The organism is Achromobacter sp. LC458 (genome assembly GCF_001005835.2).
In the GTDB taxonomy this organism is placed as follows: Bacteria; Pseudomonadota; Gammaproteobacteria; order Burkholderiales; family Burkholderiaceae_B; genus Achromobacter; species Achromobacter spanius_B.
Window position 1 is genome coordinate 66,195 of the sequence record NZ_LBHW02000016.1, and the last position, 26,172, is coordinate 92,366.

The 26,172-nt window shown below is 65.6% G+C and carries 18 protein-coding genes and 2 riboswitches; of the genes, 12 read left to right on the forward strand and 6 right to left on the reverse strand.

What is annotated here, in order from left to right:
* Positions 1–94 precede the first annotated feature (94 nt).
* Entirely contained in the window at positions 95–2,158 is a 2,064-nt protein-coding gene (locus YH64_RS15285) for a bifunctional diguanylate cyclase/phosphodiesterase (protein WP_046805088.1), read from the forward strand.
* A gap of 237 nt (positions 2,159–2,395) precedes the next feature.
* Positions 2,396–2,890, forward strand: coding sequence for a dihydrofolate reductase (locus YH64_RS15290; protein WP_046805089.1), 495 nt, complete (start codon positions 2,396–2,398; stop codon positions 2,888–2,890).
* A gap of 19 nt (positions 2,891–2,909) precedes the next feature.
* On the opposite strand, the gene YH64_RS15295 is transcribed toward YH64_RS15290, so the two are convergent.
* Complete coding sequence (locus tag YH64_RS15295; RefSeq protein WP_046805090.1) at positions 2,910–4,328, reverse strand: PLP-dependent aminotransferase family protein; 1,419 nt, start codon at positions 4,326–4,328, stop codon at positions 2,910–2,912.
* Positions 4,329–4,490: 162 nt separating this feature from the next.
* Here YH64_RS15295 and YH64_RS15300 point away from each other — a divergent pair, with 162 nt between their 5' ends.
* The 10 genes from YH64_RS15300 to YH64_RS15345 all read left to right on the forward strand — a co-directional run bounded on the left by YH64_RS15300 (position 4,491) and on the right by YH64_RS15345 (position 19,476).
* Positions 4,491–5,816, forward strand: coding sequence for an aspartate aminotransferase family protein (locus tag YH64_RS15300; protein WP_046805091.1), 1,326 nt, complete (start codon positions 4,491–4,493; stop codon positions 5,814–5,816).
* A 116-nt stretch (positions 5,817–5,932) separates the two neighbouring features.
* Positions 5,933–7,426 carry a CoA-acylating methylmalonate-semialdehyde dehydrogenase gene (locus YH64_RS15305; protein ID WP_046805092.1) on the forward strand — a complete coding sequence of 498 codons (1,494 nt, stop codon included), beginning with the start codon at positions 5,933–5,935 and terminating at the stop codon, positions 7,424–7,426.
* Between the two features lie 133 nt (positions 7,427–7,559).
* A complete protein-coding gene (locus tag YH64_RS15310; RefSeq protein WP_046805093.1) occupies positions 7,560–9,068 on the forward strand; it encodes a M81 family metallopeptidase in 1,509 nt (502 codons plus the stop codon).
* An 81-nt stretch (positions 9,069–9,149) separates the two neighbouring features.
* On the forward strand, positions 9,150–10,715 hold the full coding sequence (locus tag YH64_RS15315) for an ABC transporter substrate-binding protein (RefSeq protein ID WP_046805094.1): 1,566 nt from the start codon (positions 9,150–9,152) through the stop codon (positions 10,713–10,715).
* 27 nt (positions 10,716–10,742) lie between these two features.
* A complete protein-coding gene (locus YH64_RS15320) occupies positions 10,743–11,684 on the forward strand; it encodes an ABC transporter permease (RefSeq protein ID WP_046805095.1) in 942 nt (313 codons plus the stop codon).
* Between the two features lie 9 nt (positions 11,685–11,693).
* The gene (locus YH64_RS15325) at positions 11,694–12,599 is read left to right on the forward strand and encodes an ABC transporter permease (RefSeq protein ID WP_046805096.1); all 906 of its coding nucleotides are present in this window, start codon (positions 11,694–11,696) and stop codon (positions 12,597–12,599) included.
* A gap of 5 nt (positions 12,600–12,604) precedes the next feature.
* Positions 12,605–14,302: an ABC transporter ATP-binding protein gene (locus YH64_RS15330; RefSeq protein WP_046805097.1), complete on the forward strand. Its 1,698-nt coding sequence runs from the start codon at positions 12,605–12,607 to the stop codon at positions 14,300–14,302.
* 62 nt (positions 14,303–14,364) lie between these two features.
* A complete protein-coding gene (locus YH64_RS15335; protein ID WP_046805098.1) occupies positions 14,365–15,774 on the forward strand; it encodes an amidase in 1,410 nt (469 codons plus the stop codon).
* A 27-nt stretch (positions 15,775–15,801) separates the two neighbouring features.
* Positions 15,802–17,277 (forward strand): M81 family metallopeptidase, encoded by a 1,476-nt coding sequence (locus YH64_RS15340; RefSeq protein ID WP_046805099.1) that lies wholly within the window; start codon positions 15,802–15,804, stop codon positions 17,275–17,277.
* Between the two features lie 240 nt (positions 17,278–17,517).
* Entirely contained in the window at positions 17,518–19,476 is a 1,959-nt protein-coding gene (locus YH64_RS15345; protein ID WP_046805100.1) for a DUF945 family protein, read from the forward strand.
* Positions 19,477–19,567: 91 nt separating this feature from the next.
* On the opposite strand, the gene gcvP is transcribed toward YH64_RS15345, so the two are convergent.
* The 5 genes from gcvP to YH64_RS15370 form a co-directional block, all read right to left on the reverse strand.
* A complete protein-coding gene (gene gcvP, locus YH64_RS15350) occupies positions 19,568–22,441 on the reverse strand; it encodes an aminomethyl-transferring glycine dehydrogenase (protein WP_046805101.1) in 2,874 nt (957 codons plus the stop codon).
* 71 nt (positions 22,442–22,512) lie between these two features.
* Positions 22,513–22,890, reverse strand: a complete 378-nt coding sequence (gcvH, locus tag YH64_RS15355; RefSeq protein ID WP_046805102.1) for a glycine cleavage system protein GcvH — start codon at positions 22,888–22,890, stop codon at positions 22,513–22,515.
* A gap of 102 nt (positions 22,891–22,992) precedes the next feature.
* Positions 22,993–24,093 carry a glycine cleavage system aminomethyltransferase GcvT gene (gene gcvT / locus YH64_RS15360; RefSeq protein ID WP_046805103.1) on the reverse strand — a complete coding sequence of 367 codons (1,101 nt, stop codon included), beginning with the start codon at positions 24,091–24,093 and terminating at the stop codon, positions 22,993–22,995.
* A gap of 91 nt (positions 24,094–24,184) precedes the next feature.
* Positions 24,185–24,308: riboswitch (glycine riboswitch) on the reverse strand.
* A 33-nt stretch (positions 24,309–24,341) separates the two neighbouring features.
* Positions 24,342–24,438, reverse strand: a riboswitch (glycine riboswitch).
* 116 nt (positions 24,439–24,554) lie between these two features.
* Positions 24,555–25,448: a ZIP family metal transporter gene (locus YH64_RS15365; RefSeq protein WP_046805104.1), complete on the reverse strand. Its 894-nt coding sequence runs from the start codon at positions 25,446–25,448 to the stop codon at positions 24,555–24,557.
* A 29-nt stretch (positions 25,449–25,477) separates the two neighbouring features.
* Complete coding sequence (locus YH64_RS15370) at positions 25,478–26,092, reverse strand: superoxide dismutase (protein WP_046805105.1); 615 nt, start codon at positions 26,090–26,092, stop codon at positions 25,478–25,480.
* Between the last annotated feature and the right edge of the window lie 80 nt (positions 26,093–26,172).

Consider the following 26,172-nt stretch of genomic DNA (forward strand, 5'->3'; position numbering starts at 1 on the left):
ATCGTCTTACGACGGAATTGCAACTGTTGACTACCAATTGATTTGATTTGAGGCCGGCGCGACGGCAGTAAGCGCTTAGGACAGGACCGCACAAATGCTCGTTGGAACTTATAACCCTTCGCTCGTCCTCGTATCTCTAGGGGTCGCCATCCTGGCGTCATACACGGCGCTGGGCATGGCCAATCGTGTGCGGGCCTCGCACGGGCTGCCAGCGGCGCGCTACTGGCTGGCGGGCGGGGCGTTCGCGATGGGGGTGGGCATCTGGTCCATGCACTTCGTGGGCATGCTGGCGTTCAACCTGCCCATCCCGATGGGTTATGACTTGTCATTGACCGTGCTGTCCCTGGCCATCGCCGTCGGCTGTTCGGCGTTCGCCCTGTGGATCGTCTGCAAAGACGAATTGCCGTGGCGCCGCCTGCTTATCGGGGCGCTGCTGATGGGCGCCGGCATTGCCGCGATGCACTATCTGGGCATGGCCGCCATGCGCATGGCGCCCGGCATCGTCTACGACGCGAAATGGTTCGTGCTGTCCATCGTGATCGCGGTGGCCGCCTCGGGCGCTGCCCTGTGGATCACCTACCGCCTGCGCCATGACGGCCCGCGCGTGGCGTTTTCGCGCCCGCTGGCCTCGGTCGTCATGGGCATCGCCATTGTCGGAATGCACTACTCCGGCATGGAAGCCGCCGGCTTTCCGGCGGGCAGCATCTGCATGGCGGCCGACGGCGGCATCTCGGCGGGCTGGCTGGCCATCGCCGTCACCGCCGTCACGCTCAGCGTGCTGGCGATTGCGCTGGTGGTGGCCGTGCTGGACAACCGGCTTGAAGCCCGCACGTCCGCGCTGGCCTCGTCGCTGGCCGAAGCCAACGAAGAACTCGTGCAACTGGCCTTGCACGACACCCTGACCAAGCTGCCCAACCGCATCCTGCTCGAAGACCGCATGGAGCAGGCCATTGAAAGCGCCAGCCGCCGCAAGGGCTATTTCGCGGTGCTGTTCTTTGACCTGGACGGGTTCAAGGCCGTCAATGACGCCTATGGGCATCACACCGGCGACGCCTTGCTGATCGACCTGGCCCAGCGCATTCGCCAGGCCCTGCGCACCCAGGACACCGTGGCGCGCCTGGGCGGCGACGAATTCATCGTGCTTAGCGAAGTCATCGAACCCACCGATGCCGCCAATGTGGCGGACCGTCTGATCGAAGCCATTGCGCGCCCGGTCATGGTCTATGGCCACGAAGTGCTGGTGACTTCCAGCGTGGGCATCGCCGTCTACCCGAACGACGGCGAAGACACGCACGCCCTGCTGACCAACGCCGACGCCGCGATGTACCACGCCAAACGCCTGGGCGGCACCGGCTACAGCTTCTTCGAGCCGTCCATGAACGCGGACGCGCATGAACAGATCGAGCTGCTGCACGACCTGCGGCTGGCCCAGGAGCGCGACCAGTTCGTGCTGCACTACCAGCCCAAGTACGAAGCACCGGCCGGCCCCATCATGGGCGCCGAGGCGTTGCTGCGCTGGAACCACCCCACGCGCGGGCTGGTCGGCCCGGACCAGTTCATTCCCACGGCGGAAAAGACCGGGCTGATCCTGTCGATCGGCGAATGGGTCATCAACGAAGCCTGCCGCCAAATGCGCGAATGGATCAACGCCGGCCAGGGGCACTGGACCATCGCGGTCAATATTTCCGCCTTGCAGTTCGCCCACGCCAGCCTGGTCGAAACGGTGCGTTCCGCGCTTGCCCGGCACGACGTGCCGCCCGCCTGCCTGACGCTGGAAGTGACGGAATCGACCGCCATGCGCGACGCCGAGGCCAGCCTGACCGTGCTCAAGCGCCTGTCGGGCCTGGGCGTCACCATTTCTATCGACGACTTCGGCACCGGCTATTCCAGCCTGCTGTACCTGAAGCGCCTGCCGGCCACGGAATTGAAGATCGACCGCGGCTTCGTCAACCAGCTGGAAAACGACAACGAAGACGCGGCCATCGTGTCGGCGATAGTCGCCCTGGCCCAGCAGTTGAACCTGCGCATCGTGGCCGAAGGCGTGGAGACCGCCGCGCAGCAGAAATTCCTGACGGGCCTGGGTTGCGATTCGCTGCAAGGCTTCCTGTTGGGCCGGCCGATGCCCGCCACCGAATTCCTGGAACACGCGGCGACCTGAACGGAAACAAGGCGAAGCGCCAAGGGCCGAACGGCAACAAGGCTGAACGGCAAGATTCAACGGCGCGGGTCGAACGGAAAAAAGGCTGAACCGCAAAAGGGCTGAACAGCAAAAGGGCTGAACCGCAAACATCGGCGCTGCCCCAAGCGCCCTTCTTCAGACCAGCGCCCGAATTTGCTACGCTTACGCCGTTCCGCGGGCCGACTTCCGGCCGCGCATCCACCGTAGCCAGCCCGAATGCCCGCCAGCCTTACCCTGATCGTCGCCTACTCCACCAACCGCGTCATCGGCCGCGACAACACGCTGCCCTGGAAGCTGCCGGGGGACCTGGCGCATTTCAAGCGCAGCACGCTGGGCCATCCCATCATCATGGGCCGCAAGACCTGGGATTCGCTGGGCCGCCCGCTGCCCGGCCGCAGCAACATCGTCATCAGCCGCAACCCTGATTTCACCGCAACCGGCGCCACGGTCGTACCCAGCCTGCAAGCCGCTATCGACGCCTGCGGCGAGGTAGACGAAGCGTTCGTGATCGGCGGCGCACAGATCTACGCCCAGGCGCTGCCGCTGGCGCAACGCGTGCTGGCCACGGAAGTGCACGCCGACGTTGGCGGCGACGCGTTCTTTCCGTTGCTGCCCTCGTTCCAGTGGAAGGAAACGGCGCGCGAACCGCAGCCCGCTGAAAACGGCTACGACTACGACTTCGTGACGTATCAGCGTCAGGCCTTGCGATAGGGCCTATTCCCGCCCCCCTTCACGCCGCGCCCGCGTTCCTGATGAAGCGCCACAACGCCGGTGCTTCCGAATACGCCACGTTAAAGCGCACCCAGGGCGTGTCGGCTTCGTCCACCTCGAAGTAAGACCCCGGCGCCAGCCAGATACCGTCTTTCAGTGCCAGTTCGGCCAGGCCGTTGGCGCCGCGTTCGCGCCAGGCGCCCGCCACCTTGGCCCACAGGAACAGCCCGCCCTGGGGCCGCCCATGGATTTCAAAACCGTGTTGGCGCATCTGCTCGGCCACCACGACGTGCGCCTGGGCCAGCCGTTCGCGAGTACGGGCGATGTGCGCGCGGTAGCGGCCTTCGCGGATCACCTGGTGCACGATGCGCTCCATGATCTCGGGCGAGGTCAGCCCCACCGCCATCTTGGTGCGCGCAATGTCGCGCACCAGATCGCGGTGCGCCACCACGTAGCCCACCCGCACCGACGGGCTGATGACTTTGGAATAGCCACCCAGGTAGACCACGCGCTGCCCGCCGTCCAGCGCGGCCAGCATGGGCGTCACGCCGGGCGCCAGTTCGCGCGAGATATCGTCTTCGATCACCCATAGCCCATGGCGCTCGGCCGCCTGCAAGATGCGAAAGGCGTTGGCCATGCCGATGCTGGCGCCCGAGGGGTTCTGCAATACGGTGTTGATGAACAGCGCGCGCGGCCGGTGCTGCGCCGCCACCGCTTCCAGCGCCTCGCAATCCAGGCCATCAACCGTGCGCGGCACCGACACCACGCGCAGGCCCGCCAGGCGCAGCAGCTGCAACAGGTTGGCGTAGGCCGGCTGCTCGACGACCACCGTGTCGCCCGGCCGCAGCAAGGTGCGGATCACCATGTCCAGCCCGTGCGTGACGCCCTGCGTCAGCAGTACCTGCGAGGCCTCGACCTCCATGCCTTGCGCGCTGAGGCTGGCCGCGATGGTTTCGCGCAGCGGCGCGTAGCCGTACGGGTGCCCGTAATTGGCGATGCGCATCGCCGGCACGCGCCCCATGTGGCGCAGCGCAACGTGCAGGCCTTCTTCGTTCAGCCATTCGCCGGGCAGCCAGCCGCAGCCGGATTTGATGGGGATGGAGTGGTCGGCAAAGATGTCCGACAGCAACCAACCGGCGTTCAGGCGCGGGGGCTCCCAGGACAGTGGCTCGCCTCGGCGCGCAGGCGCATCCGGCGAGGCCACCCGGTAGCCCGCGCCCGGCCGCGCCGCCAGCCAGCCCAGCGACACCAGCCGGCTATAAGCGCTGGCAACGGTGAAGGTGCTGACGCCGTACTGGCGCGCGAACTCGCGCACCGACGGTAGGGACATACCCGGACGCAGGGTTTGTTCCTCGATGGCGCGCAGGATGGCCGCCACCAGCTGTTCCACCAGAGTGGGCGCCAGTCCGCGAGCGCGGTTGGGCTGGAAATCGATCACGGGGATAACTGTACAGTTGAACCACTCGTGACTATACAGTTAGCGGGCTTTGCGCAGATCGTATATTTTCATTCCTCGTGGGACAGACCAGAATCATTGAATCCCGGCGGCCGCGCTTTCCCTTCTGTTGCGGCGCCGCCGTTTCGTTCTACTGGAGCCGCCATGAACGCCCCCGCCAATTTGCCCGACCTGTCCCATCTCTGGATGCCGTTTACTGCCAACAAGCAGTTCAAGGCTCATCCGCGCATGCTGGCAGCGGCCAAAGGCATGTACTACACGTCGGCCGATGGCCGCCAGATCCTGGACGGCACCGCCGGCCTGTGGTGCGTGAACGCCGGCCACGGCCGCCAGGAAATCGTCGAGGCCATTTCCCGCCAGGCCGGCGTCATGGACTACGCCCCGGGCTTCCAACTGGGCCACCCGCTGGCGTTCGAGGCCGCCACCGCCGTGGCCAGCCTGATGCCGCAGGGCCTGGACCGCGTCTTCTTCACCAACTCGGGTTCGGAATCGGTCGACACGTCCCTGAAAATCGCGCTGGCTTACCACCGCGCGCGCGGCGAAGGCCAGCGCACCCGCCTGATCGGTCGCGAGCGTGGTTACCACGGTGTCGGCTTCGGCGGCATTTCGGTGGGCGGTATTTCCACCAACCGCAAGACCTTCTCCGGTGCGCTGCTGCCCGCCGTGGACCATCTGCCGCACACCCACAACCTGGAACAGAACGCCTATTCCAAGGGCCAACCCGCCTGGGGCGCCAACCTGGCCGACGAACTGGAACGCATCGTGGCGCTGCATGACGCATCCACCATCGCCGCCGTGATCGTCGAACCCATGGCCGGCTCGACCGGCGTGCTGATCCCGCCCAAGGGCTACCTGGAAAAGCTGCGTGAAATTACTTCCAAGCACGGCATCCTGCTGATTTTTGACGAAGTCATCACCGCCTACGGTCGCCTGGGCGCCGCCACCGCGTCCGAGTTCTTCGGTGTCACGCCCGACATCATCGCCATGGCCAAGGGCGTCAGCAACGCCGCCGTGCCGGCCGGCGCGGTCGCGGTCAAGCGCGATGTGCACGACGCCATCGTCAACGGCCCGGCGGGCGGCATTGAATTCTTCCACGGCTATACGTATTCGGCCCACCCGCTGGCCGCCGCCGCCATTTTGGCGACGCTGGACATCTACCGCCGCGAAGATCTCTTCGGCCGTGCCCGCAAGTTGTCGGGCGCCTTCGAGCAAGCCGCGCACAGCCTGAAGGGCGCGCCGCACGTCATCGACGTGCGCAACCTGGGCCTGGTGGCCGGCATCGAACTGTCGCCGCGCTCGGGCGCACCCGGCGCACGCGCCGGCGAAGTCTTCCAGAAGTGCTTCGACAGTGGACTGATGGTGCGCTATACCGGCGATATCATCGCCGTGTCGCCCCCGCTGATCATCGACGAAGCCCAGATCGGCCAGATCTTCGACCAGATCGGAAAGATCCTGAAAGAAGTCGCCTGACCCTGATGACGACGCAGCCCTCGCGGCCGCGCCGCGCTTGATGTGACACCTCTTGCGGGCGGCCATGTGCCGCCCGCAAGAAGTTTTGAAGAATCCCGCAGAGAAGCCCCCGCACCATGAAGAAGATCCCCCATTTCATCAACGGCCAGCATTTCGATGGCCGCAGCAGCCGCTACGCCGACGGTTTCAACCCCGCCACCGGCGAAATCTGCTCGTCCATTCCGCTTGCGTCCAACGAAGACGTGGCGCTGGCCGTTGCGGCCGCCAAGGCCGCGTTCCCGGCCTGGTCCGAAACCCCCGCGCTCAAGCGCGCCCGCATCCTGTTCAACTTCAAGGCGCTGCTGGATCAGCACCAGGACGAACTGGCCGAGCTCATCACCCGCGAACACGGCAAGGTGTTCTCGGATGCCAAGGGCGAAGTCATGCGCGGCATCGAAATCGTTGAATTCGCCTGCGGCATTCCGCAGTTGCTCAAGGGCCAGTATTCCGACCAGATCGGCGGCGGCATCGACAACTGGAGCATGCGCCAGGCACTGGGCGTGGTGGCCGGCATCACGCCGTTCAACTTCCCGATGATGGTGCCGTGCTGGATGTTCCCCGTGGCCATCGCCTGCGGCAACACCTTCGTGCTCAAGCCCTCCGAACGTGACCCGTCCGCGTCCCTGCGCCTGGCCGAACTGCTCACCGAAGCCGGCCTGCCTCCCGGCGTGTTCAACGTGGTGCACGGCGACAAGCTGGCCGTGGACGCGCTGATCAATCACCCGGACGTTGAAGCGCTGTCGTTCGTGGGCTCTACCCCCATCGCCGAATACATCTACGCCGAAGGCACCAAGCGCGGCAAGCGCGTGCAGGCGCTGGGCGGCGCCAAGAACCATCTGGTCGTCATGCCCGACGCCGACCTGGACCAGGTCACCGACGCGCTGATGGGCGCCGCGTATGGTTCGGCCGGCGAACGCTGCATGGCAATCTCGGTTGCCGTGGCGGTGGGCGATGTGGCTGACAAGGTGGTCGAACGCCTGACCCCGCGCGTCAAGGCGCTGATCGTCAAGGACGGCATGAACGCCGACGCCGAAATGGGCCCGCTGGTCACGGCGCAGCACCGCAACAAGGTCATGGGCTACATCGAAGACGGCATCGCGGCCGGCGCCGATCTGGTCGTGGACGGCCGTGGCCTGACAGTGCCCGGCAACGAAAAGGGCTACTTCCTGGGCGGCACGCTGTTCGACAACGTCAAGCCCGCCATGAACATCTATCGCGAAGAGATCTTCGGCCCGGTGCTGTGCATCGTGCGCGTGCCCGACTTCGCCAGCGCCGTTGAACTGATCAACGCGCACGAGTTCGGCAACGGCGTGGCGTGCTTCACGTCCGACGGCGGCGTGGCCCGCGCATTCGCACGCCAGATCAAGGTCGGCATGGTCGGCATCAACGTGCCGATTCCGGTACCGATGGCGTGGCATTCGTTCGGCGGCTGGAAGCGTTCGCTGTTTGGCGACCACCACGCCTACGGCGAAGAAGGCATCCGCTTCTACTCGCGCTACAAGAGCGTGATGCAGCGCTGGCCGGACAGCATCGCCAAGGGCGCCGAATTCACCATGCCCGTGGCGAAATAAACCCGCCCGCTTCACGACTTCAACCCTCCGTTTTCCAGAAGGACGCATTACCCGGCTTTGCAAGGGCGCGGCTTCGGCCGCGCCCGGCCAGTACCACGACACAGCAACATCACATGACACAAGGGGATGCCCGATGCGCATCGGTATAGGCGGCTTTCAGCACGAAACCAATACGTTCGCGCCTTCGCGCGCGACGTGGGAAGATTTTGCCGAGAAAGGCGGCGGCTGGCCCAAGCTGGTCAGCGGCCCCGCAATGTTCCAAGCCGTGGCAGGCGCCAACATTCCCGTGGCAGGCTTCATCGAAGCCATGAGCCAGCACACGCTGGTGCCCACCACCTGGGCCGCGGCCAGCCCGTCCGGCCTGGTCACCAAAGACGCGTTTGAACGCATCAGCGCACTGATCTTGCAAGGGCTGTCCGACGCGCTGCCGCTGGATGGCGTGTACCTGGACCTGCATGGCGCCATGGTCACCGAACACCTGGACGATGGCGAAGGCGAACTGCTCAAGCGCGTGCGCGAGCTGGTCGGCCCCGACGTACCCGTGGTGGCCAGCCTGGACCTGCACGCCAACGTCACGCGCGCCATGGTGCGCCATGCCGACGCGCTGGTCTGCTATCGCACGTATCCCCACATCGACATGGCTGAAACCGGCCAACGCGCCGCCGCGCTGCTGTCCCAGCGGCTGGCCGGCGTGCCGCGCCCCTATGCGTCGTTGCGCGCCCTGCCCTATCTGATTTCGCTGTGCTGGCAATCGACCGACATCGAACCGTCGCGCAGCCTGTATGCGCTGGTGGGCGAGATCGAAGCGCGCGGCGCCACCAGCCTGTCTTTCGCCACCGGATTCCCCGCTGCCGACTTCCCGGAATGCGCGCCCACCGTATGGGCCTACGGCACCACGCAAGCCGAAGCCGACGCGGCCGCCGCCGAAATGGCGCGCGCCGTGCTCAATGCCGAACGCGACTTTGGCGGCAAGCTCTACACGCCCGACGAAGCCGTGCAGGAAGCGATGCGAATCGCGCACGATGCGGACAAGCCGGTCGTGATCGCGGACGCGCAAGACAACCCCGGCGCGGGCGGCAGCTCGGACACCACCGGCGTGCTGCGCGCGCTGATCCGCCATGACGCGCGCGACACCGCCATCGGCTTGATCGTTGACCCCGCCGCCGCGCTTGCCGCGCACCGCGCGGGCGTCGGAAACAAGGTACGGATTGCACTAGGTGGACACTCGGGTATTCCCGACGACGAACCGCTGGACACCGAGTTCATCGTCGAGAAAACTTCAGATGGACGCTTCGATACGCACGGCGCTTTCTACCGCGGATTCCACATGGATCTGGGCCCCAGCGCCTGCTTGCGTATTGGTGGCGTGCGCATCATCGTCGCCTCTAACAAGGTGCAGATGGCGGACCAGGAAATGTTCCGGTTCGCGGGCGTCGAACCCACGCGCGCCGCGATTCTGGTGGTGAAGAGTTCCGCGCATTTCCGCGCGGATTTCACATCCATCGCGCAAACGATCCTGGTGTGCGCCGCCCCCGGCTCCATGCTGATGGATGCGGCAAAACAACCATGGACACGGTTGCGTCCCGGCATCAGAATGGCGCCTTGCGGACCGGTGTTTTCGGGCCGGCCCGCAACCGCCTGACCCTCCCACGCCGCCATCGAGCGGCGCGTTAACGACGTAGCGGCCAACCGTGCCGCTCACACCGCTTCAAGGGGAATCTCCATGCTCAAGTTTGTTCGAGCGGCCGCGTTGGCCGGTGCAACGTTGATGATGGCTCACGGCGCTTACGCCGAAACCGTCATCAAGTCCGTCATGCACTCGCCGTTGCGCTTGACCGACCCGCACGCCACCACCGCGTACATCACGACGTGGCACGGCTACATGATCTACGACACCTTGCTGGCCACCGACGCCGACAACAAGATCCAGCCGCAAATGCTTGAGAAGTGGAAAGTCTCGCCGGACGGCAAGACCTACACGATGACCTTGCGCGACGGCCAGAAGTGGCACGACGGCAAGCCCGTCACGTCCGAAGACTGCGTGGCCTCGATCAAGCGCTGGGCCGCCGGCGACGGCATGGGCCGCACGCTGCTCAAGTTCACCGACAAGATCGAAGTCATTGACGACAAGAATTTCCGCATCGTCATGAAAGAGCCCACGGACCTGGCGCTGCGCGCGCTGTCCAAGCCGACGGGCACCGCGCCGTTCATGATGCCCAAGCGCATCGCCGAACAGGCCATCGGCCAGCCCATCACCGACATGACCGGCTCCGGTCCGTTCAAGGTGATCGAATTCAAGCCCGGCGTGAAAACGGTGTATGCCAAGAACGCCGACTACGTGCCGCGCAAGGAACCGGCCAGCGGCCTGGCCGGCGGCAAGGTCGTGAACGTGGACAAGGTCGAATGGGACGTCATGCCCGATGCGCTGACCACCGCCAACGCGCTGCTGGGCGGCGAAATCGACTTCGTCGAACAGTTCCCGTATGACCTGTTGCCGATGATCGAAGGCAACAAGGACTTGAAGGAAGAGTCCCTGAGCCCGGTCGGCTACTTCACGATGTACCGCTTCAACTTCAAGTACCCGCCCTTCAACAACAAGAAGATCCGCCAGGCCGCGATGTACGCCATCGGCCAGGAAGACGTGATGAAGGCGCTGGTGGGCAATCCCAAGTACTGGAAGACGTGCGCGTCGCTGTGGGGCTGCGGCACGCCGATGGAAAGCGACATCGGCAAGGAAGTCGTGGTGCCGTCGAACATCGAAAAGGCCAAGGCCTTGCTGAAGGAAGCGGGCTACGACAACACGCCCATCCTGGTCATGCACGCCACCGACGTGGGCACGCTGTCCGCGCAACCGGTGGTGATGGCGCAGGCGTTGCGCAAGGCCGGCTTCAACGTCAACCTGGCGGCCATGGACTGGCAAAGCGTGGCCACGCGCCGCGCCTCCAAGGCCGCACCGGCCGAAGGCGGCTGGAACATCCACAACACCAACTGGTACGCCACTGACGTGATGGACCCGGTGCGTTCCGCGCCCGCCGCCGCCAACGGCGACAACGCCTGGTTTGGCTGGCCCGACATGCCGCAAGTGGAAGAACTGCGCACCAAGTTCGCGCTGACTTCCGACCCGGCCGAGCAAAAGAAAATCGCCGACGAATTGCAGCGCATCGGCATCGACGAAGGTCTGTACGTGCCGCTGGGCCAGATGTCCGTGCCCACCGTCTATTCGACCAAGCTCTCGGGCCTGGTGCATGCACCGGTCTTTGCGTTCTGGAACGTCAAGAAAGCTCCTTAAAGGGGCAAGCAGTTCAGGGGGAAATACATGCTGGCATTTGTCTCACGCCGGCTCCTCGCGACCATCCCCGTTCTGGTGATGGTCGCGGTGGTGGTCTTCGCGATATTGCGTTTCAGCCCGGGCGACCCGGCCATCATCATGGCGGGCGACGGCGCCACGCCTGAGCGTATCGTCCAGATACGGCAGACGATGGGCCTGGACCAACCGGTCATCAAACAGTTCTTCATCTGGGGCGGCAAGCTCCTGCAAGGCGATCTGGGCACCTCGCTCATGTCCGGCGTGCCGGTCACCAAACTGATCGCGCAACGCCTGGAACCGTCCATGAGCCTGGCGGTGCTGACCCTGGTCTTCACGCTGCTGGTTGCCATTCCGCTGGGCATCCTGGCGGCATGGCGGCAAGGCCGCCTGCTGGATCGGGCCGTGATGGGCTTTTCGGTGCTGGGCTTTTCAGTGCCGGTGTTCGTCACGGGGTACCTGCTGATCTGGCTGTTCGCCATCAAGCTGGGGTGGTTCAACGTGCAGGGCTATGCGCCGCTGGACAAGGGTTTCTGGCCCTATCTGCACCGGCTCATCCTGCCGTCACTGGCCTTGTCCACGGTCTATGTGGCGTTGATTGCGCGCATCACGCGCACCAGCGTCATCGAGGTCATGGGCGAAGACTTCATCCGCACGGCGCGCTCCAAGGGCCTGGGGGAAACCGGCGTGCTGCTGGGCCACGCGCTGCGCAACGCCGCCGTGCCCATCGCCACCGTCGTGGGCCTGGGCATCGCGCTGCTGATCAGCGGCGTGGTCGTGACTGAATCGGTGTTCAACATCCCCGGCCTGGGCCGGTTGGTGGTGGAAGCCGTGCTGGCGCGCGACTACCCCGTCATCCAGGGGCTGACGCTGTTCTTCGCGTTCGTCTACGTGTTCATCAATCTGGTTGTCGATTGCGCCTACACGGTGTTCGACCCGCGCATCCGCTACTAGGGAAGAGCCATGCACACGCCAACCGATGCCGCCGTGCAGGCGGCCGCCGACCTCCCCGGAGGCGGCAACCCTCAAGTCACCGCCTGGCGCCAAGTGCGCCAGGGCCTGAAAAGCTGGCCGGTCATGCTGGCGCTGGTGGTGCTGGTGACCATCGTCGCCATTGCCGTGTTCGCGCCGCTGCTGGGCACGGTGGACCCTACCTTCATCAACCCGGGCGCGCGCCTGAAGCAGCCCTTTACCGACTACCTGTTCGGCACCGACGCCTTTGGCCGAGACGTCTGGTCGCGCGTGGCCTACGGCGCGCGCATCTCGCTGATCGCGGGCCTGGGCGCCGCCGTCGTCAGCGTAGCCATCGGGCTGGTCATCGGCGTCATTGCTGGCTGGTTCCGTTCGCTGGACGGGCTGATCATGCGCACCATGGACGCCATCATGGCCATTCCCGGCATCCTGCTGGCAATTGCCCTGGTGTCGGTTACCGGCGCCAGTATCACGACCGTGCTTGTCGCCATCACCATCCCGGAAATTCCCCGGGTGGTGCGGCTGGTGCGCGGGCAGATCCTGACGGTGCGCGGCGAACCCTATGTAGAAGCCGCGCTGGCGTTGGGCACGCCCTTGCCGCTGCTGCTGTGGCGCCACATGGTGCCCAGCACCATCGCGCCGCTGACGGTGCAAGGCACCTACGTGTTCGCCTCCGCCATGCTGACCGAGGCCATCCTCAGCTTCCTGGGCGCGGGCATCCCGCCCGAGATCGCGTCGTGGGGCAACATCATGTCCGAAGGCCGCATGTATTTCCGCATGCTGCCCGGCCTGATTCTCTTTCCTGGCCTGCTTCTGTCGCTGACCGTGCTTAGCGTGAACATCCTGGGTGACGCCCTGCGCGATGCGCTGGACCCGAAAATGGTGCGCAGGATCTGATGCCGATGACCTACTCTCCTACTCCCCCCGCGGGCGACACCTCGTCCGCCATCCTGGCCATTCGCAACCTGTCCGTGGAAGTGGCCGGCGCCGGCAACCGCGTCGTGCGCAATCTGAGCCTGGACGTGCATGCCGGCGAAACCGTGTGCGTGGTTGGTGAATCCGGCTCGGGCAAATCGGTCACATCGCTGGCCGTGATGGGCCTGTTGCCGCAAGGCATCCTGTCCATCAGCGCCGGTTCCATCCGCGTGGAAGGCGAAGACGTCGCCACCGCGTCGCAACGCCGCCTGCGCGAGATGCGCGCGACCCGCATGGCCATGGTGTTCCAGGAACCCATGACCGCGCTGAACCCCGTGCATACGGTGGGCAAGCAGGTTGACGAAGTGCTGCGCCTGCACCGCAAGGGCATGAGCGCCGCCGACCGCCGCGCCAAGGTGCTGGACATGTTCCAGTCGGTACACCTGCCCGATGTGGAACGCATCTTCGAGGCGTATCCGCACCAGCTGTCGGGCGGCCAGCGCCAGCGCATCGTGATTGCGATGGCGCTGATCCTTGAACCCAAGCTGCTGATCGCCGACGAACCCACGACCGCGCTGGACGTCACCACGCAAAAGCAGATCCTGGCGCTGATCAAGGAATTGCAGGTCAAGCACAAGACGGCCGTGCTGTTCATCACGCACGACTTTGGCGTGGTGGCCGAGATTTCGGATCGCATCGTGGTGATGAACCGGGGCGACCTGATCGAAAGCGGCACGCGCAACGAAATCCTGGCCGAACCCAAGCAGTCGTACACGCGCCGCCTGGTGTCGTCCGTGCCCAGCCTGGTGCCCAACCGCCGCGACGCGCCGGATGGCCAGCCCGTGTTGCACGTCAAGGGCCTGGGCCGCACCTACGCGGGCAAAAGCTCGATGTTCTCGCGGCGCGCCGCGCAACATGTGGTGGCCGCTACCGACGTCAACCTGACGCTGCGCAAAGGCGAAATCCTGGGCATCGTGGGCGAATCCGGGTCGGGCAAGTCCACGGTGGCGCGCTGCATCGTGCGCCTGATCGAGCCCACCGCCGGGCACATGATGATGGGCGGTGAAGACTTGAGCACGTTGTCGGGCTCGGCGCTGCGCCCCGTGCGCCGCCGCATCCAGATCGTGTTCCAGGACCCGTACCGGTCGCTGAACCCGCGCCGCACCGTGGGCGAATCCATCATCGAAGGCCTGCTTAACTTTGGCATGCCGCGCGATCAGGCGCTGAAGCGCGCCGGCGAAACGCTGACCGTGGTGGGCCTGAGCCCCGACGCCATGCAACGCTACCCGCACCAATTTTCGGGCGGACAGCGCCAGCGCATCTGCATCGCGCGCGCGCTGGTCATGGACCCGGAGATCCTGGTGGCCGACGAAGCCGTATCGGCGCTGGACGTGTCGGTGCAGGCGCAGGTGCTTGAACTGCTGGAGCAAGTGCGCCAGCGCACCGGCGTGGGCGTGCTGTTCATCACGCACGACTTGCGCGTGGCCGCGCAAATTTGCGACACCATCATGGTCATGCAGCGCGGCAAGGTGGTTGAGACCGGTTCGGCCGAAACCGTGCTGACGGAGCCGCGCCACGAATACACCCGCGCGCTGATCGACGCGGCGCCCGGGCGCGACTGGGACTTCCGCAACTTCCAGCCCGTCGCCACGACCTTGGCGCAAGCGGCGGCCGCCGCATCATGATGGGCTGATGTGCTGATGCCCTGAATACCCGAATTGCCTTCCTTTGCAACACAGGAACCCAGATGTCACAACCGCACGAATTGTCCGCCCAGGAACTGCTGCAAGCGTATCGCGACAAGACCTTGTCGCCCGTTGAGGTCACGCGCTCGGTGCTTGACCACATCCAGCGCTGGGAACCGCACCTGAAGGCCACCTACGCGTTGGACCCCGAAGGCGCGCTGGCAATGGCGCGGGCCTCCGAAGCCCGCTGGATGAAGGGCCAGCCGCAATCAGCGGGCGGCTACAGCCTGGATGGCGTGCCCGCCACCATCAAGGAAAACATCGCTACACGCGGCACGCCCGTGCCGCTGGGCACCGCCGCCACCGACCTGACCCCGGCCGCCGCTGACGCGCCGCCCGCCGCCCGCATGCGCGAAGCGGGCGCCGTGCTGCTGGGCAAGACCACCATGCCGGACTTCGGCATGCTGTCCTCGGGGCTGTCCAGCTTTCACGAGCTGACGCGCAACCCCTGGGACCTGAGCAAGAACCCGGGCGGCTCCAGCGCCGGCGCGGGCGCGGCGGCGGCGGCGGGTTATGGCCCGCTGCATATCGGCACCGACATCGGCGGCTCGGTGCGCCTGCCGGCCGCCTGGTGTGGCATCGCCACGCTGAAACCCAGCCTGGGCCGCATTCCCATCGACCCGCCTTTCATGGGCCGCTGCGCCGGCCCCATGACGCGCACCATCACCGATACCGCGCTGATGATGGGCGTGCTGTCGCAGCCCGACGCGCGCGACCACATGAGCTTGCCTTTCCAGGACTTCGACTGGCTTAACCTGGCGCAAGACGTTAAAGGCCTGCGCATCGGCCTGCTGATGGATGCCGGCTGCGGCCTGCCGCTGGACCCGGAAGTGCGCGACGCCGTGCAGGCGGCCGCGCAAGCCTTCGAAGCCGCCGGCGCCATCGTCACGCCGATGCTGCCCTGGATGACGCCCGACATGCTGGATGGTGTGGACCGTTTCTGGCGCACGCGTTCGGCCATCGACCTGGCCGCGCTGCCCGAGGCACGCCGCGCCAAGATCCTGCCGTTCATTCGCACGTGGGCGGAAAGCGGCGGCGGCCAAAGCGGCGAAGCCGTCTTCAAGAGCTACTACGAAACGCTGAACGTGCGCGCCAAGACCGTGGCCGCCTGCGCGCCATTCGACTACGTGCTGTCGCCCGTGGCGCCCGTGGTGGCCTACAACGCCGAGTGGCCGTCGCCCACCAATGAAGTGGCCACGACCATGCACCACATCGGCTTCACCTTGCCCTTCAACATGAGCGAACAGCCGGCCGCCTCGGTCAATTGCGGCTATACGCGGGCGGGGCTGCCCATTGGGCTGCAAATCGCCGGCGCGCGCTTTGACGACCTGGGCGTGTTGCGCGTGGCGCGCGCGTGGGAGCAGATGCGTCCCGCGCAACACCCGTGGCCGCAGCCGCCCCAGACGAACTGACTTTCCACAGCAACCACAGGAATTCCCATGCGTTGGCTATTGGCAATGATCAAGCACGAGACGAATACCTATTCGCCCGTGCCGACCCCGCTTGAACGCTTTTTCCGAGGTAGCCCCGACATCCTGGCCGGCGATCTTGCCATCAAGGCCTACGAGAACACCGACAGCGGGCTGGGCGGCTATATCGAAGTGGCGCGCCGCGAGGGCGCGGAAATGGTCGTGCCCGTAGCGGCCGAGTCCTGGCCCAGCGGCCCCACCAGCGCCGAGACCCACGAACGCCTGTGCAAGCTGGTGCTGGACCAGGTCAAGCTGGGCGGCTTTGACGCCATCTTGCTGGACCTGCACGGCGCCATGGTGGCCGAAGGCGTGGAAGACGCCGAGGGCGACCTGCTGCGGCGCCTGCGGGAAATCGACCCGACCACGCCGGTGGCCGTCACGCTGGACATGCACGCCAATATCTACGACGACATCGTGCGCAACGCCACCGTCATCAGCGGCTTTCACACGTATCCGCACGTGGATATCCGCGCGGCCGGGGTGCGCGCCGCCAACGTCATCGCGCGCACGCTCAAGGGCGAGATCAAACCCGTCATGACGTGGGCCAACAAGCCCATGCTGCCGCACATCATGTGCCAGGGCACCCATGCCGCGCCCAACGGCCCCTTGCAGGAACGCTGCAAGGAACTGGAAGCGGGCGGCGTGCTGGCGGCGTCCGTCTTCGTGGGGTTTCCGCATGCGGACATCCGCGAAGCGGGCCTGAGCGCCGTCGTCTGTACGGACGGCAACCTGCAAGAGGCCGAGAAGCACCGCGACGAACTGCTGGAACGCGCCTGGGCAGGTCGCGCCGATTGGGTGTTCCACCCCGAGCCGCTGGCGCCCACCATCGCGCGCGCCAAGCAGATCGAGCAAGGCCCCGTGGTGCTGCTGGACCACTACGACAACACGGGCTCGGGCGGCACCATGGACACCACGGCCGTGCTGGCCGAAGTGCTGCGCCAGGAATTGGACAACGTGGTGTTCTACGCCATCTGCGACCCCCAGGCAGCAGAACAGGCCGCCGCCGCGGGCGTGGGCAAGACCATCACCCTGACGCTGGGCGGCAAGCTGGCCATGCCGGCTATCAAGGAACCCAGCGAATCGTTGCAGGTGACAGGCCGCGTCAAGCTGGTGTTCGACGGCGTGTACCTGAGCCGGGGCCCGATGTACCGGGGCGTGCGCAACGACACCGGGCTGACGGTGGTGATCGACACCGGCCGGGTCGAAATCGTGGTGGTGTCGCGCCACCAGGAACCCTTCGACATCAACTGCCTGTTGTCCGTGGGCGTTGACCCCCTGCAAAAGCGCTATGTGGTGCTGAAAAGCCGGGTGCACTGGCGCGCGGGCTTTTCAGCCATGGCCACCGAGGTCATCGAATGCACCGGCGTGGGCGTCACCACGTCCGACTACAGCCAGCTTGAGTTCAAGCACGTGCGCCGGCCGATCTACCCGCTGGACCCGCTGTAACGAAATCGGGTCGCAAAGTTGTCGACAAAACGGCCGGCGCCCTGCGCCGGCCTTTCATTTTGAAATCTTCAGTAACTGGGCGCACGGTCGAGCGTCACAGCGCATCGGTATACTCCGGCGCGGGCCCTTACAGGCCGATGAATACGTGTATGCCGGCAGCCGCGCCTGGGAGACCAGCCGCGACGGCGCAATGCCCTGTCTGCCGGATATAACTCGATAATCAACGAAAAAAGCACAACGATGAAAAAGAGCGTAGCGATCACCCTCGGCGTGGTCATAGTGGGAGCGGGAAGCTGGATAGGCGCCACGTGGTATACCGGCAAACGCATTGAGGAAAGCTCGCAACGCCATCTGGCCGAAGCCAACGAAAAGCTGGCCAAGCTGACGCCGCTGTTCGGCCTGCGCATCGACCAGCTCAAGTACGACCGCAGCCTGTTCTCGACCCAGGCCCGTTATGGCCTGTCGCTGGTCAAGAACGACAAGAGCCCGGACGCCATGCCCGCCGGCATGATCGAATTCGATGCCGTCATCGAACACGGCCCCTTCCCCAAGACCGCGCTGTCGCGCGGCGCGATTGCGCCCAAGCTGGCGTTCGTGCACGCGGAAGTCGCCAAGACCGACAACCTGAAGGAAGTGTTCGCGCTGACCAAAGACATCTCGCCGCTGATCAGCGACGCGATGGTCAGCTACAGCGGCACGACCACCTCCACGGCCAAGATCGCGCCCGTGTCGACCGCGCTGCAAGGCAATTCGATCGACTTCAGCGGCATGGTCATCACCGGCAGCTTCGACCGTACGCTGCAAGGCGTCGTCGCGCATGGCGTGATGGACAAGCTGGCCATCGACGGTTCCAAGAGCAACGACCCCGTCATCATGTCGATCGCCGGCCTGACGATGGACGTGAACAGCCGCATGGGCAAGTTCGGCGTGTCGATGGGCGATTCGGACCTGAAGATCAAGCGCATCGACGTGACCCGCAAGGGCGACGACGTCAAGCTGTCGCTGGATAACTTCGGCTACGGCGTGAAGCTGTCCGAGGACGACAAGTCCATCAACATGCAGGCCGCCTATCAAACCGGCGACATCACCGTCAACGACGTGCCTCTGGGCAATGGCCAGGCCGTAATCAAGCTGGCCAAGCTGGACGGCCAGGCCGTCAAGCAACTGTCGGACACGTACAACCAGCTGCTGCGTCAATACATGGCGCAAACCGAAGACGAGGGCCTGAAGGACGAGCAGTTCCAGGCGATGCTGGACAGCGCCGGCAAGCTGCTGGCGGGCAACCCGTCATTCAGCATCGACCCGATCAGCTGGAAAACCGGCAAGGGCGAAAGCAAGTTGAACTTCACGCTGGACTTGGCCAACCCGCCGGACGTCAAGAACCTGACGCCGCAGGAAATTGCCGCCAAGGCCATCAAGCGCATCGACGCCACGCTGATCATTTCCAAGCCGATGGTGCAGGACCTGGTCGCGCAATACGCCGTCAAGAAAGAAGGGCTGACCCCGGAGAAGGCCGCCGAGGACGCCGACCAGACCGTGCGCCAGATGTCGGGCATGGCTGAAATGTTCAACGTGGGCAAGAACGACGGCGACAACATCGTCGGCAAGTTCACGTTCGCGGACGGCATGGGCAACCTGAACGGCAAGGAAATTCCCGCCGACGAATTGTTCAGCGGCCTGCTTGGCGCCGCCGGCATGAATTCCATGGGCGACGACGAAGAAGAGTCCATGCCCGGCATGAGCGAGCAAGAGCCGGCTGAAGGCGCAACGCCCGCCGTCGGCGTGATGCAGGACTTCAGCCTGGATACCGTCAGCGCCCTGCTGGACGACATGGGCATTACCGCCAACAAGCAGGATGGCGACGAAGGCCCCGTGCTGATCCTGGACCCGGGCACCACCGGCGCCAGCGACCTGCGCCTGGAATTCCTGTGCAACGACTTCACTGAAAAGTGCCTGGACCTGGTCATGACGGCCACGTACAAGACCAAGAAGCCGATGTCGCTGAAGACCATCAACAGCTGGAACCAGGAATACCGCTGGACCCGCGCCTACCTGGACAACAAGAACCAGGCCGTGCTGCAAATGGACATGAACGCGGAAGGCGGGATCGGCAAGGACAACCTGCAAATCCTGTTGAACACGTTCATCAGCATCGCCGAAGACTTCAACGAGGCGGCCCAGGCGGCGCCGGCCAAGTAAGGCGTACGGCCGATACCGATACGGGCAAGCGCCCAACAAAAAGCCTCCATCGCAAGATGGAGGCTTTTTTGTCGCCGCTACGCGTAATGCCCTACGCGTAGGCTTCGATCGGCAAGCACGCGCAGACCAGGTTGCGGTCGCCGTAGGCGTTGTCCACACGGGCCACGGGCGGCCAGTACTTGGCCTCGCGCAGCGACGCCACCGGGTAGGCGGCCTGCTGGCGCGGGTAGTCGTGCAGCCATTCTTCGGCCAACAGCATCTGCGCGGTGTGCGGCGCGTTCTTCAGGACGTTGTCCTCGCGATCGCGTTCGCCGCGCTCGACCTGGGCGATTTCCTCGCGGATGGAGATCATCGCGTCGATGAAGCGGTCAAGCTCGGCCACGCCTTCGGATTCCGTGGGCTCGACCATCAGCGTGCCGGCCACCGGGAAGCTCATGGTGGGCGCGTGGAAGCCGTAGTCCATCAGGCGCTTGGCGATGTCCTCGGCGCTGATGCCGCTGGTTTCCTTCAACGGGCGCACGTCCAGAATGCACTCGTGCGCCACGCGGCCATTGCGGCCCGCGTACAGCACCGGATAGTGGTCGCGCAGGCGGGTAGCGATGTAGTTGGCGTTCAGGATGGCCACTTCGGTGGCGCGGCGCAGGCCATCAGCACCCATCAGCGCGATGTACACGAACGGAATCGGCAGGATGCCGGCCGAACCGAACGGCGCGGCCGACACCGGGCCGACCTTGGCTTCGCCGGGCAGCTTGCCCTGTTCGTTCACCACGCCCGGCAGGTACGGCGCCAGGTGCGCGCGCACCGCTACGGGACCCACGCCGGGGCCGCCGCCGCCGTGCGGAATGCAGAACGTCTTGTGCAGGTTCAGGTGCGATACGTCGGAGCCGAACTTGCCCGGCTGGGCCACGCCGACCATGGCGTTCATGTTGGCGCCGTCCAGGTACACCTGGCCGCCGGCCTGGTGGACCATGTCGCAGATTTCAGTGACGGCTTCCTCGAACACGCCGTGCGTGGACGGGTAGGTGATCATCAGCGCGGCCAGCTTGTCGCCGACCTGCTCGATCTTGGCGCGCAGGTCGGAAAGATCGACGTTGCCGTTGGAATCGGACGCCACCACCACCACGTCCATGCCGGCCAGCTGCGCCGACGCGGGGTTGGTGCCGTGGGCCGAGGCCGGGATCAGGCAGACGTTGCGCTGATGCTGGCCGTTGGCCTGGTGGTAGCCGCGAATGGCCAGCAGGCCGGCGTATTCGCCCTGCGCGCCCGAGTTCGGTTGCAGGCTGATGTTGTCATAGCCGGTGATTTCGCACAGCGCGGCGGACAGGCGGTCGATCAGTTCGTTGTAGCCCTGGCTTTGCGAGGCGGGGGCAAATGGGTGGATCAGCGCGAATTCGGGCCAGGTGATGGGGATCATCTCGGCCGTGGCGTTCAGCTTCATGGTGCACGAACCCAGCGGGATCATCGTGCGGTCCAGCGCCAGGTCCTTGTCGGCCAGCTTGCGCAGGTAGCGCAGCATGTCGGTTTCGGATTGCACGCTGGAGAAGACGGGGTGCTTGAGGATGGCGCTTTCGCGCGCGACCGATGCGGGAATGCCGCCGGCGGCGGCCGCGTCCAGCGCGTCGATGTCCAGTTCGACATCATCGCGTTCCAGGCCGGCGGCAAACACGTTGACCAGCGCTTGCAGGTCGGCGACGGTAACGGTTTCGTCCAGCGACACGGCCAGGCGCGCGCCGTCGACGCGGCGCAGGTTGATGTGCTCGCACTCGGCGGCCGTCAGGATGGCCGGGGTGGCCGCGCCCGTTTCCAGCAGCAGCGTGTCGAAGAACGTGTCGTTCACGACCTTCACGCCCAGCTTGATGAGTTCAGCGCGCAAGATGGCGGTGCTGCGCTGCACGCGCTGGGCAATGCGGCGGATGCCTTCGGGGCCATGCCACACGGCGTACATGCCGGCCATCACGGCCAGCAGCACCTGCGCGGTGCAAATGTTGGACGTGGCCTTCTCGCGGCGGATGTGCTGTTCGCGCGTTTGCAGCGCCAGGCGCATTGCCGGGTTGCCTTGTGCGTCTTTCGACACGCCGACCAGGCGGCCGGCCATGTTGCGCTTGAAGGAATCCTTGCAGGCCATGAAGCCGGCGTGCGGGCCGCCAAAACCGAACGGCACGCCAAAGCGTTGCGCCGATCCGATGGCGATGTCCGCGCCCCACTCGCCCGGGGCGGCCAACAGGGCCAGCGCAAGCAGGTCGGTGGCGCAGGCAACCACGGCGCCTTGCGCGTGGGCGGCTTCTGCCAGCTTGCGGTAGTCGGACACCGAGCCGGTGCTGTGCGGGTATTGCAGCAGCACGCCGAAGCATTCCGGCAGGCCCTGGGCTTCGTCGCCCACGGTGATTTCCAGCCCCAGGCCTTCGGCGCGCGTGCGCACGACTTCGATGGTCTGCGGATGCACATGGCGCGAAATGAAGAACACCGGGCTTTGCGACTTGGCGCCACGGCGGGCCAGCGTCATGGCTTCGGCGGCGGCCGTGCTTTCGTCCAGCAGCGAGGCGTTGGAGATGTCCAGCCCGGTCAGGTCGGCGACCATGGTCTGGTAGTTCAGCAGGGCTTCAAGACGCCCTTGCGAGATCTCCGGCTGATACGGCGTGTAGGCCGTGTACCAGGCGGGGTTCTCAAGAATGTTGCGCAGCACGACGTTGGGGGTCTGCGTGCCGTAGTAACCCTGGCCGATGTAATTGCGAAAGACCTTGTTGCGGCCCGCGATCTGCTTCAGTTCGGCCAGCACGTCGGTTTCGCTGCGCGAGGGCGGCAGCGCCAGCGGGGCCTGGCTGCGGATCTTGGCGGGAACGACTTCGTCGATCAGGGCGTCCAGGCTGGCGCTGCCAATCACTTGGAGCATGGCGGCCTGGTCGGCGTCGGACGGGCCGATGTGGCGGGGGATGAAGTCGGTATGGGTGTCTAGGGCGCGCGACATGGGAACTCTCGGGTGGTGGTGCATCAGGCCGGCGCGCCAAGAGGTCGGCGCGCCCGGCTCGAACCGGCTTCTTAGCCGTTGGCGACGGCTTCGTAGCCGGCGGCGTCCAGCAGCTTGTCGGCATCTGCCGCGTTGACCGGCTTGATCTTGAAGATCCAGGTGGTGAAGGCCGATTCGTTGATCAGGCTGGGGTTGTTTTCCAGCTCGTCGTTGAAGGCAACGATTTCACCGTTGACGGGTGCGTAGATGTCCGAGGCGGCCTTGACCGACTCAACCACGCCGGCGGTTTCGCCCGCGTTCAGCTTGGCGCCAACCTTGACGTCGCCAACGAAAACCAGGTCGCCCAATTGGTCCTGGGCGGTATCGGTGATGCCGACGACAAACACGTCGCCTTCAGCTTTGACCCATTCGTGGGACTGGGTGTACTTGCGATCGGTGGGCAGGCTCATGGGAAATCCTCTAGGGAATACGGGTAGATGAATGGTGTTGCGCGCCTCGTGCGAGCGGCGTGTGCGTCAACTGGCAGCGGCCGTTCGCGCGAAGCTTCGAGTTTACGAGTGTTCGACGGCTTTGCCGTTACGCACGAAGGGCAGCTTGCAGACCAGGGCGGGCACCCATTTGCCGCGGATGTCGACTTCGACGGTGTCGCCCGGACGCACGCCTTGCGGCAGGCGGGCAAAGCCGATCGACACGCCCAGCGTGGGCGACATGGTGCCGCTGGTGAGTTCGCCCGTGCCTTGCGCGCAGCGCACGGCCATGTGGGCGCGCATCACGCCGCGCTCTTGCAGCTTCAGGCCGACAAAGGCGGCGGGGGTGGCGAATTGTTCCAGCGCGTCGCGGCCGATGAAGCGGCGCTCGGCATTCTTGAGCGACACGGTCCAGGTCAGGCCGGCCTGGTCGGGCTGGGTCAGCTCGTCCATGTCCTGGCCATACAGGTTCATGCCGGCTTCCAGGCGCAGCGTGTCGCGCGCGCCCAGGCCCGCCGGGCGCACGCCCTGGGCAGCAAGGTCGCGCCACAGCTGCACGACGTCGGACGCAGGCAGGACGATTTCAAAGCCGTCTTCGCCGGTGTAGCCGGTGCGGGCGACGAGCGTGTCGTCGCCCACGCGGGCGGCAACGAAGGGGGTCAGTGCTTCGGAGGCGGCTTGCCAGGCCGGGCGCGCGGCCCAGACCTTGGCGCGGGCGTTCGGGCCCTGCACGGCTACCATGGCCAGATCGCGGCGCGGGGTGATGGCAACGTCGAAACTGCCGGCCTGCTTCACGCGCTGCATCCAGGCCACGTCTTTGTCGGCGGTGCCGGCGTTGACGACCACGCGCCATTCGTCAGCGGCAAAGAAATAGATGATCAGGTCGTCGATGACGCCGCCCTGCGGGTTCAGCATGCACGAATACAGCGCCTTGCCGGGCACGGTCAGCTTGGCGACGTCGTTGGCGACCAGGCGTTGCAGGAAGGCGTAGGCATCGGGGCCGGCCACATCCACGTTCAGCATGTGCGACACGTCGAACATGCCGGCGTCCTGGCGCACCGCGTGGTGTTCCTCAAGCTGCGAGCCGTAGGCCAAGGGCATGTCCCAGCCGCCGAAATCGACCATTCGGGCGCCGGAGGCGATGTGTTCGTCGGCCAGCGGGGTGCGTTTGAGGGTTGCGGACATGCGCGGAAACTCCGGGACGGCAATGGCTTGCCAGGGTTACGGAATGCCGGTCGTGACAAGCGGATTGCGCCCGCACGGCATCGGCTGAATCTTCCGCCCCTCTGTCCTTTTGCCTGAGAGTTGCCCCGCGCTGGGCGGGTTTGCACCTTCGGCGCCTGGGCTGCTCGCTGTGTCCCGAATTCGGGGCGGCGCCAGGTCTCTCCAGAGTACTGTTTTGCCGCATCCACACGGTAAAAACCGGGACGGGGCAAGCATGTGCGGTATCGGTTACCTGAGCGATTCTGGGCGAATTGCGCCTTCGGCGGCGACCCTGGTGAAAGGGGCGCTCTCTCCCGCAAACATGCGTGACAGCGGCGCCAAGCATACAACGAAAACCAGCCCTGGAAAAGCGCGATTTCCGGGCGCGGCCCGGCCACAAACCGCTGCCGCGGACCACGCCAAACCGGACACCAACCCCCGGGCTAGCCCAGCGCCGTGTCCAGCAACATCATCAGCACAAAGCCCAGCATCAGCCCGCACGTGGCGTAGACCTCGTGCCCCTTGCGGTGCGATTCGGGAATGATCTCGTGGCTGATGACAAACAGCATGGCGCCCGCCGCAAAGCCCAGCCCCCAGGGCAGCAGCAAGACGGACCAGCCGACGATGGCGGCGCCCAGCACTGCGCCCAACGGTTCGACCAGCCCCGACAACATGCCCAGCGCCACGGCGAAGGCCCGCTTATAGCCGGCGGCCAACAGCGCCACCGCGACAACCATCCCCTCGGGAATGTCCTGGATCGCGATGCCCGTGGCCAACGCGGTGCCCGCCACCGGATCGCCCCCCGCGTAACCCACGCCGATGGCCAGGCCTTCGGGCAGGTTGTGCAGCGTGATGGCGATAACGAACAACCAGGCGCGTCGCATGCGGCGCGCCTCGATGCCTTCGCGGCCCTTGATGAAATGTTCGTGCGGCAGCGTGCGGTCCATGATGAGCAGCACCGCCGCGCCCAGCAGAATGGCCGCCCCCACCGTCAGGCCCGCGCCCCAGCGGCCCATGCCCTGGCTTTCGGCCGCCGCGATGCCCGGCACCACCAGGGAAAACGCGCTGGCCGCCAGCATGACGCCCGCGCCGAACCCGAACATGCTGTCCTGGACCTTTTGCGGGATGGTGCGGGCGAACAGGATGGGCACGGTGCCCAGCGCGGTGGCGCCGGCCGCTACCAGCCCGCCCAGCAGGGCGTCGGCCACGTGCGGCGCGCGCACGTCCAGGTACGCCCACAGCTGGTGCATCGCCAGGCAGGACACCAGCACGGCCAGGGTCCAGACGCTGATGCTGGTGGCCGCGGGACGCACGCGGTGACGGCTGAATGTGTTCATGGGGCCGATGCCTCCATCACAAAGCGGGCTTAACCCTTTGCGGCCGCATAACGGCGCGCCACCTCGGGCCAATTCACGACATTGTAGAAGGCGCCAATGTATTCAGGGCGACGGTTTTGGTACTTGAGGTAATAGGCGTGTTCCCAGACGTCCAGGCCCAGGATCGGCGTATTGCCGTGCATCAGAGGGCTGTCCTGATTAGCGCTGCTTTCCACCACCAGCTTGCCGGCCGGCGTGACCGAGAGCCAGGCCCAGCCGCTGCCAAAGCGGGTCAGGGCCGCTTTGGTGAAGGCCTCGCGGAAGGCGGCCAGACCACCCAGTTCGGATTCGATAGCGGCCGCCAGCGCGCCATCGGGCTCGCCGCCACCCTGGGGCGACATCACCGACCAGAACAAGCTGTGGTTGGCGTGGCCGCCGCCATGGTTGCGCACCGCGCCGCGTATGGCTTGCGGCAATTGGTCCAGCCGCGCGACCAGGGCTTCAACGGGTTCTTCCGTGCTGATGCCGGCGCCATCCAGCGCCGCGTTCAGGCTGGTGACATAGGTTTGATGATGCTTGCTGGAGTGAATCTCCATCGTCATGGCGTCGATGTGAGGCTCGAGGGCGTCATAGGCGTAGGGCAGCGTCGGAAGGGTGTAGGGCATGAGCGTCTCCGTGGAACTGGCCCCTTTTCATCGAAAGCAGCCAGTCGAAATCGAAAACATAAATGATATGTATTTTTATT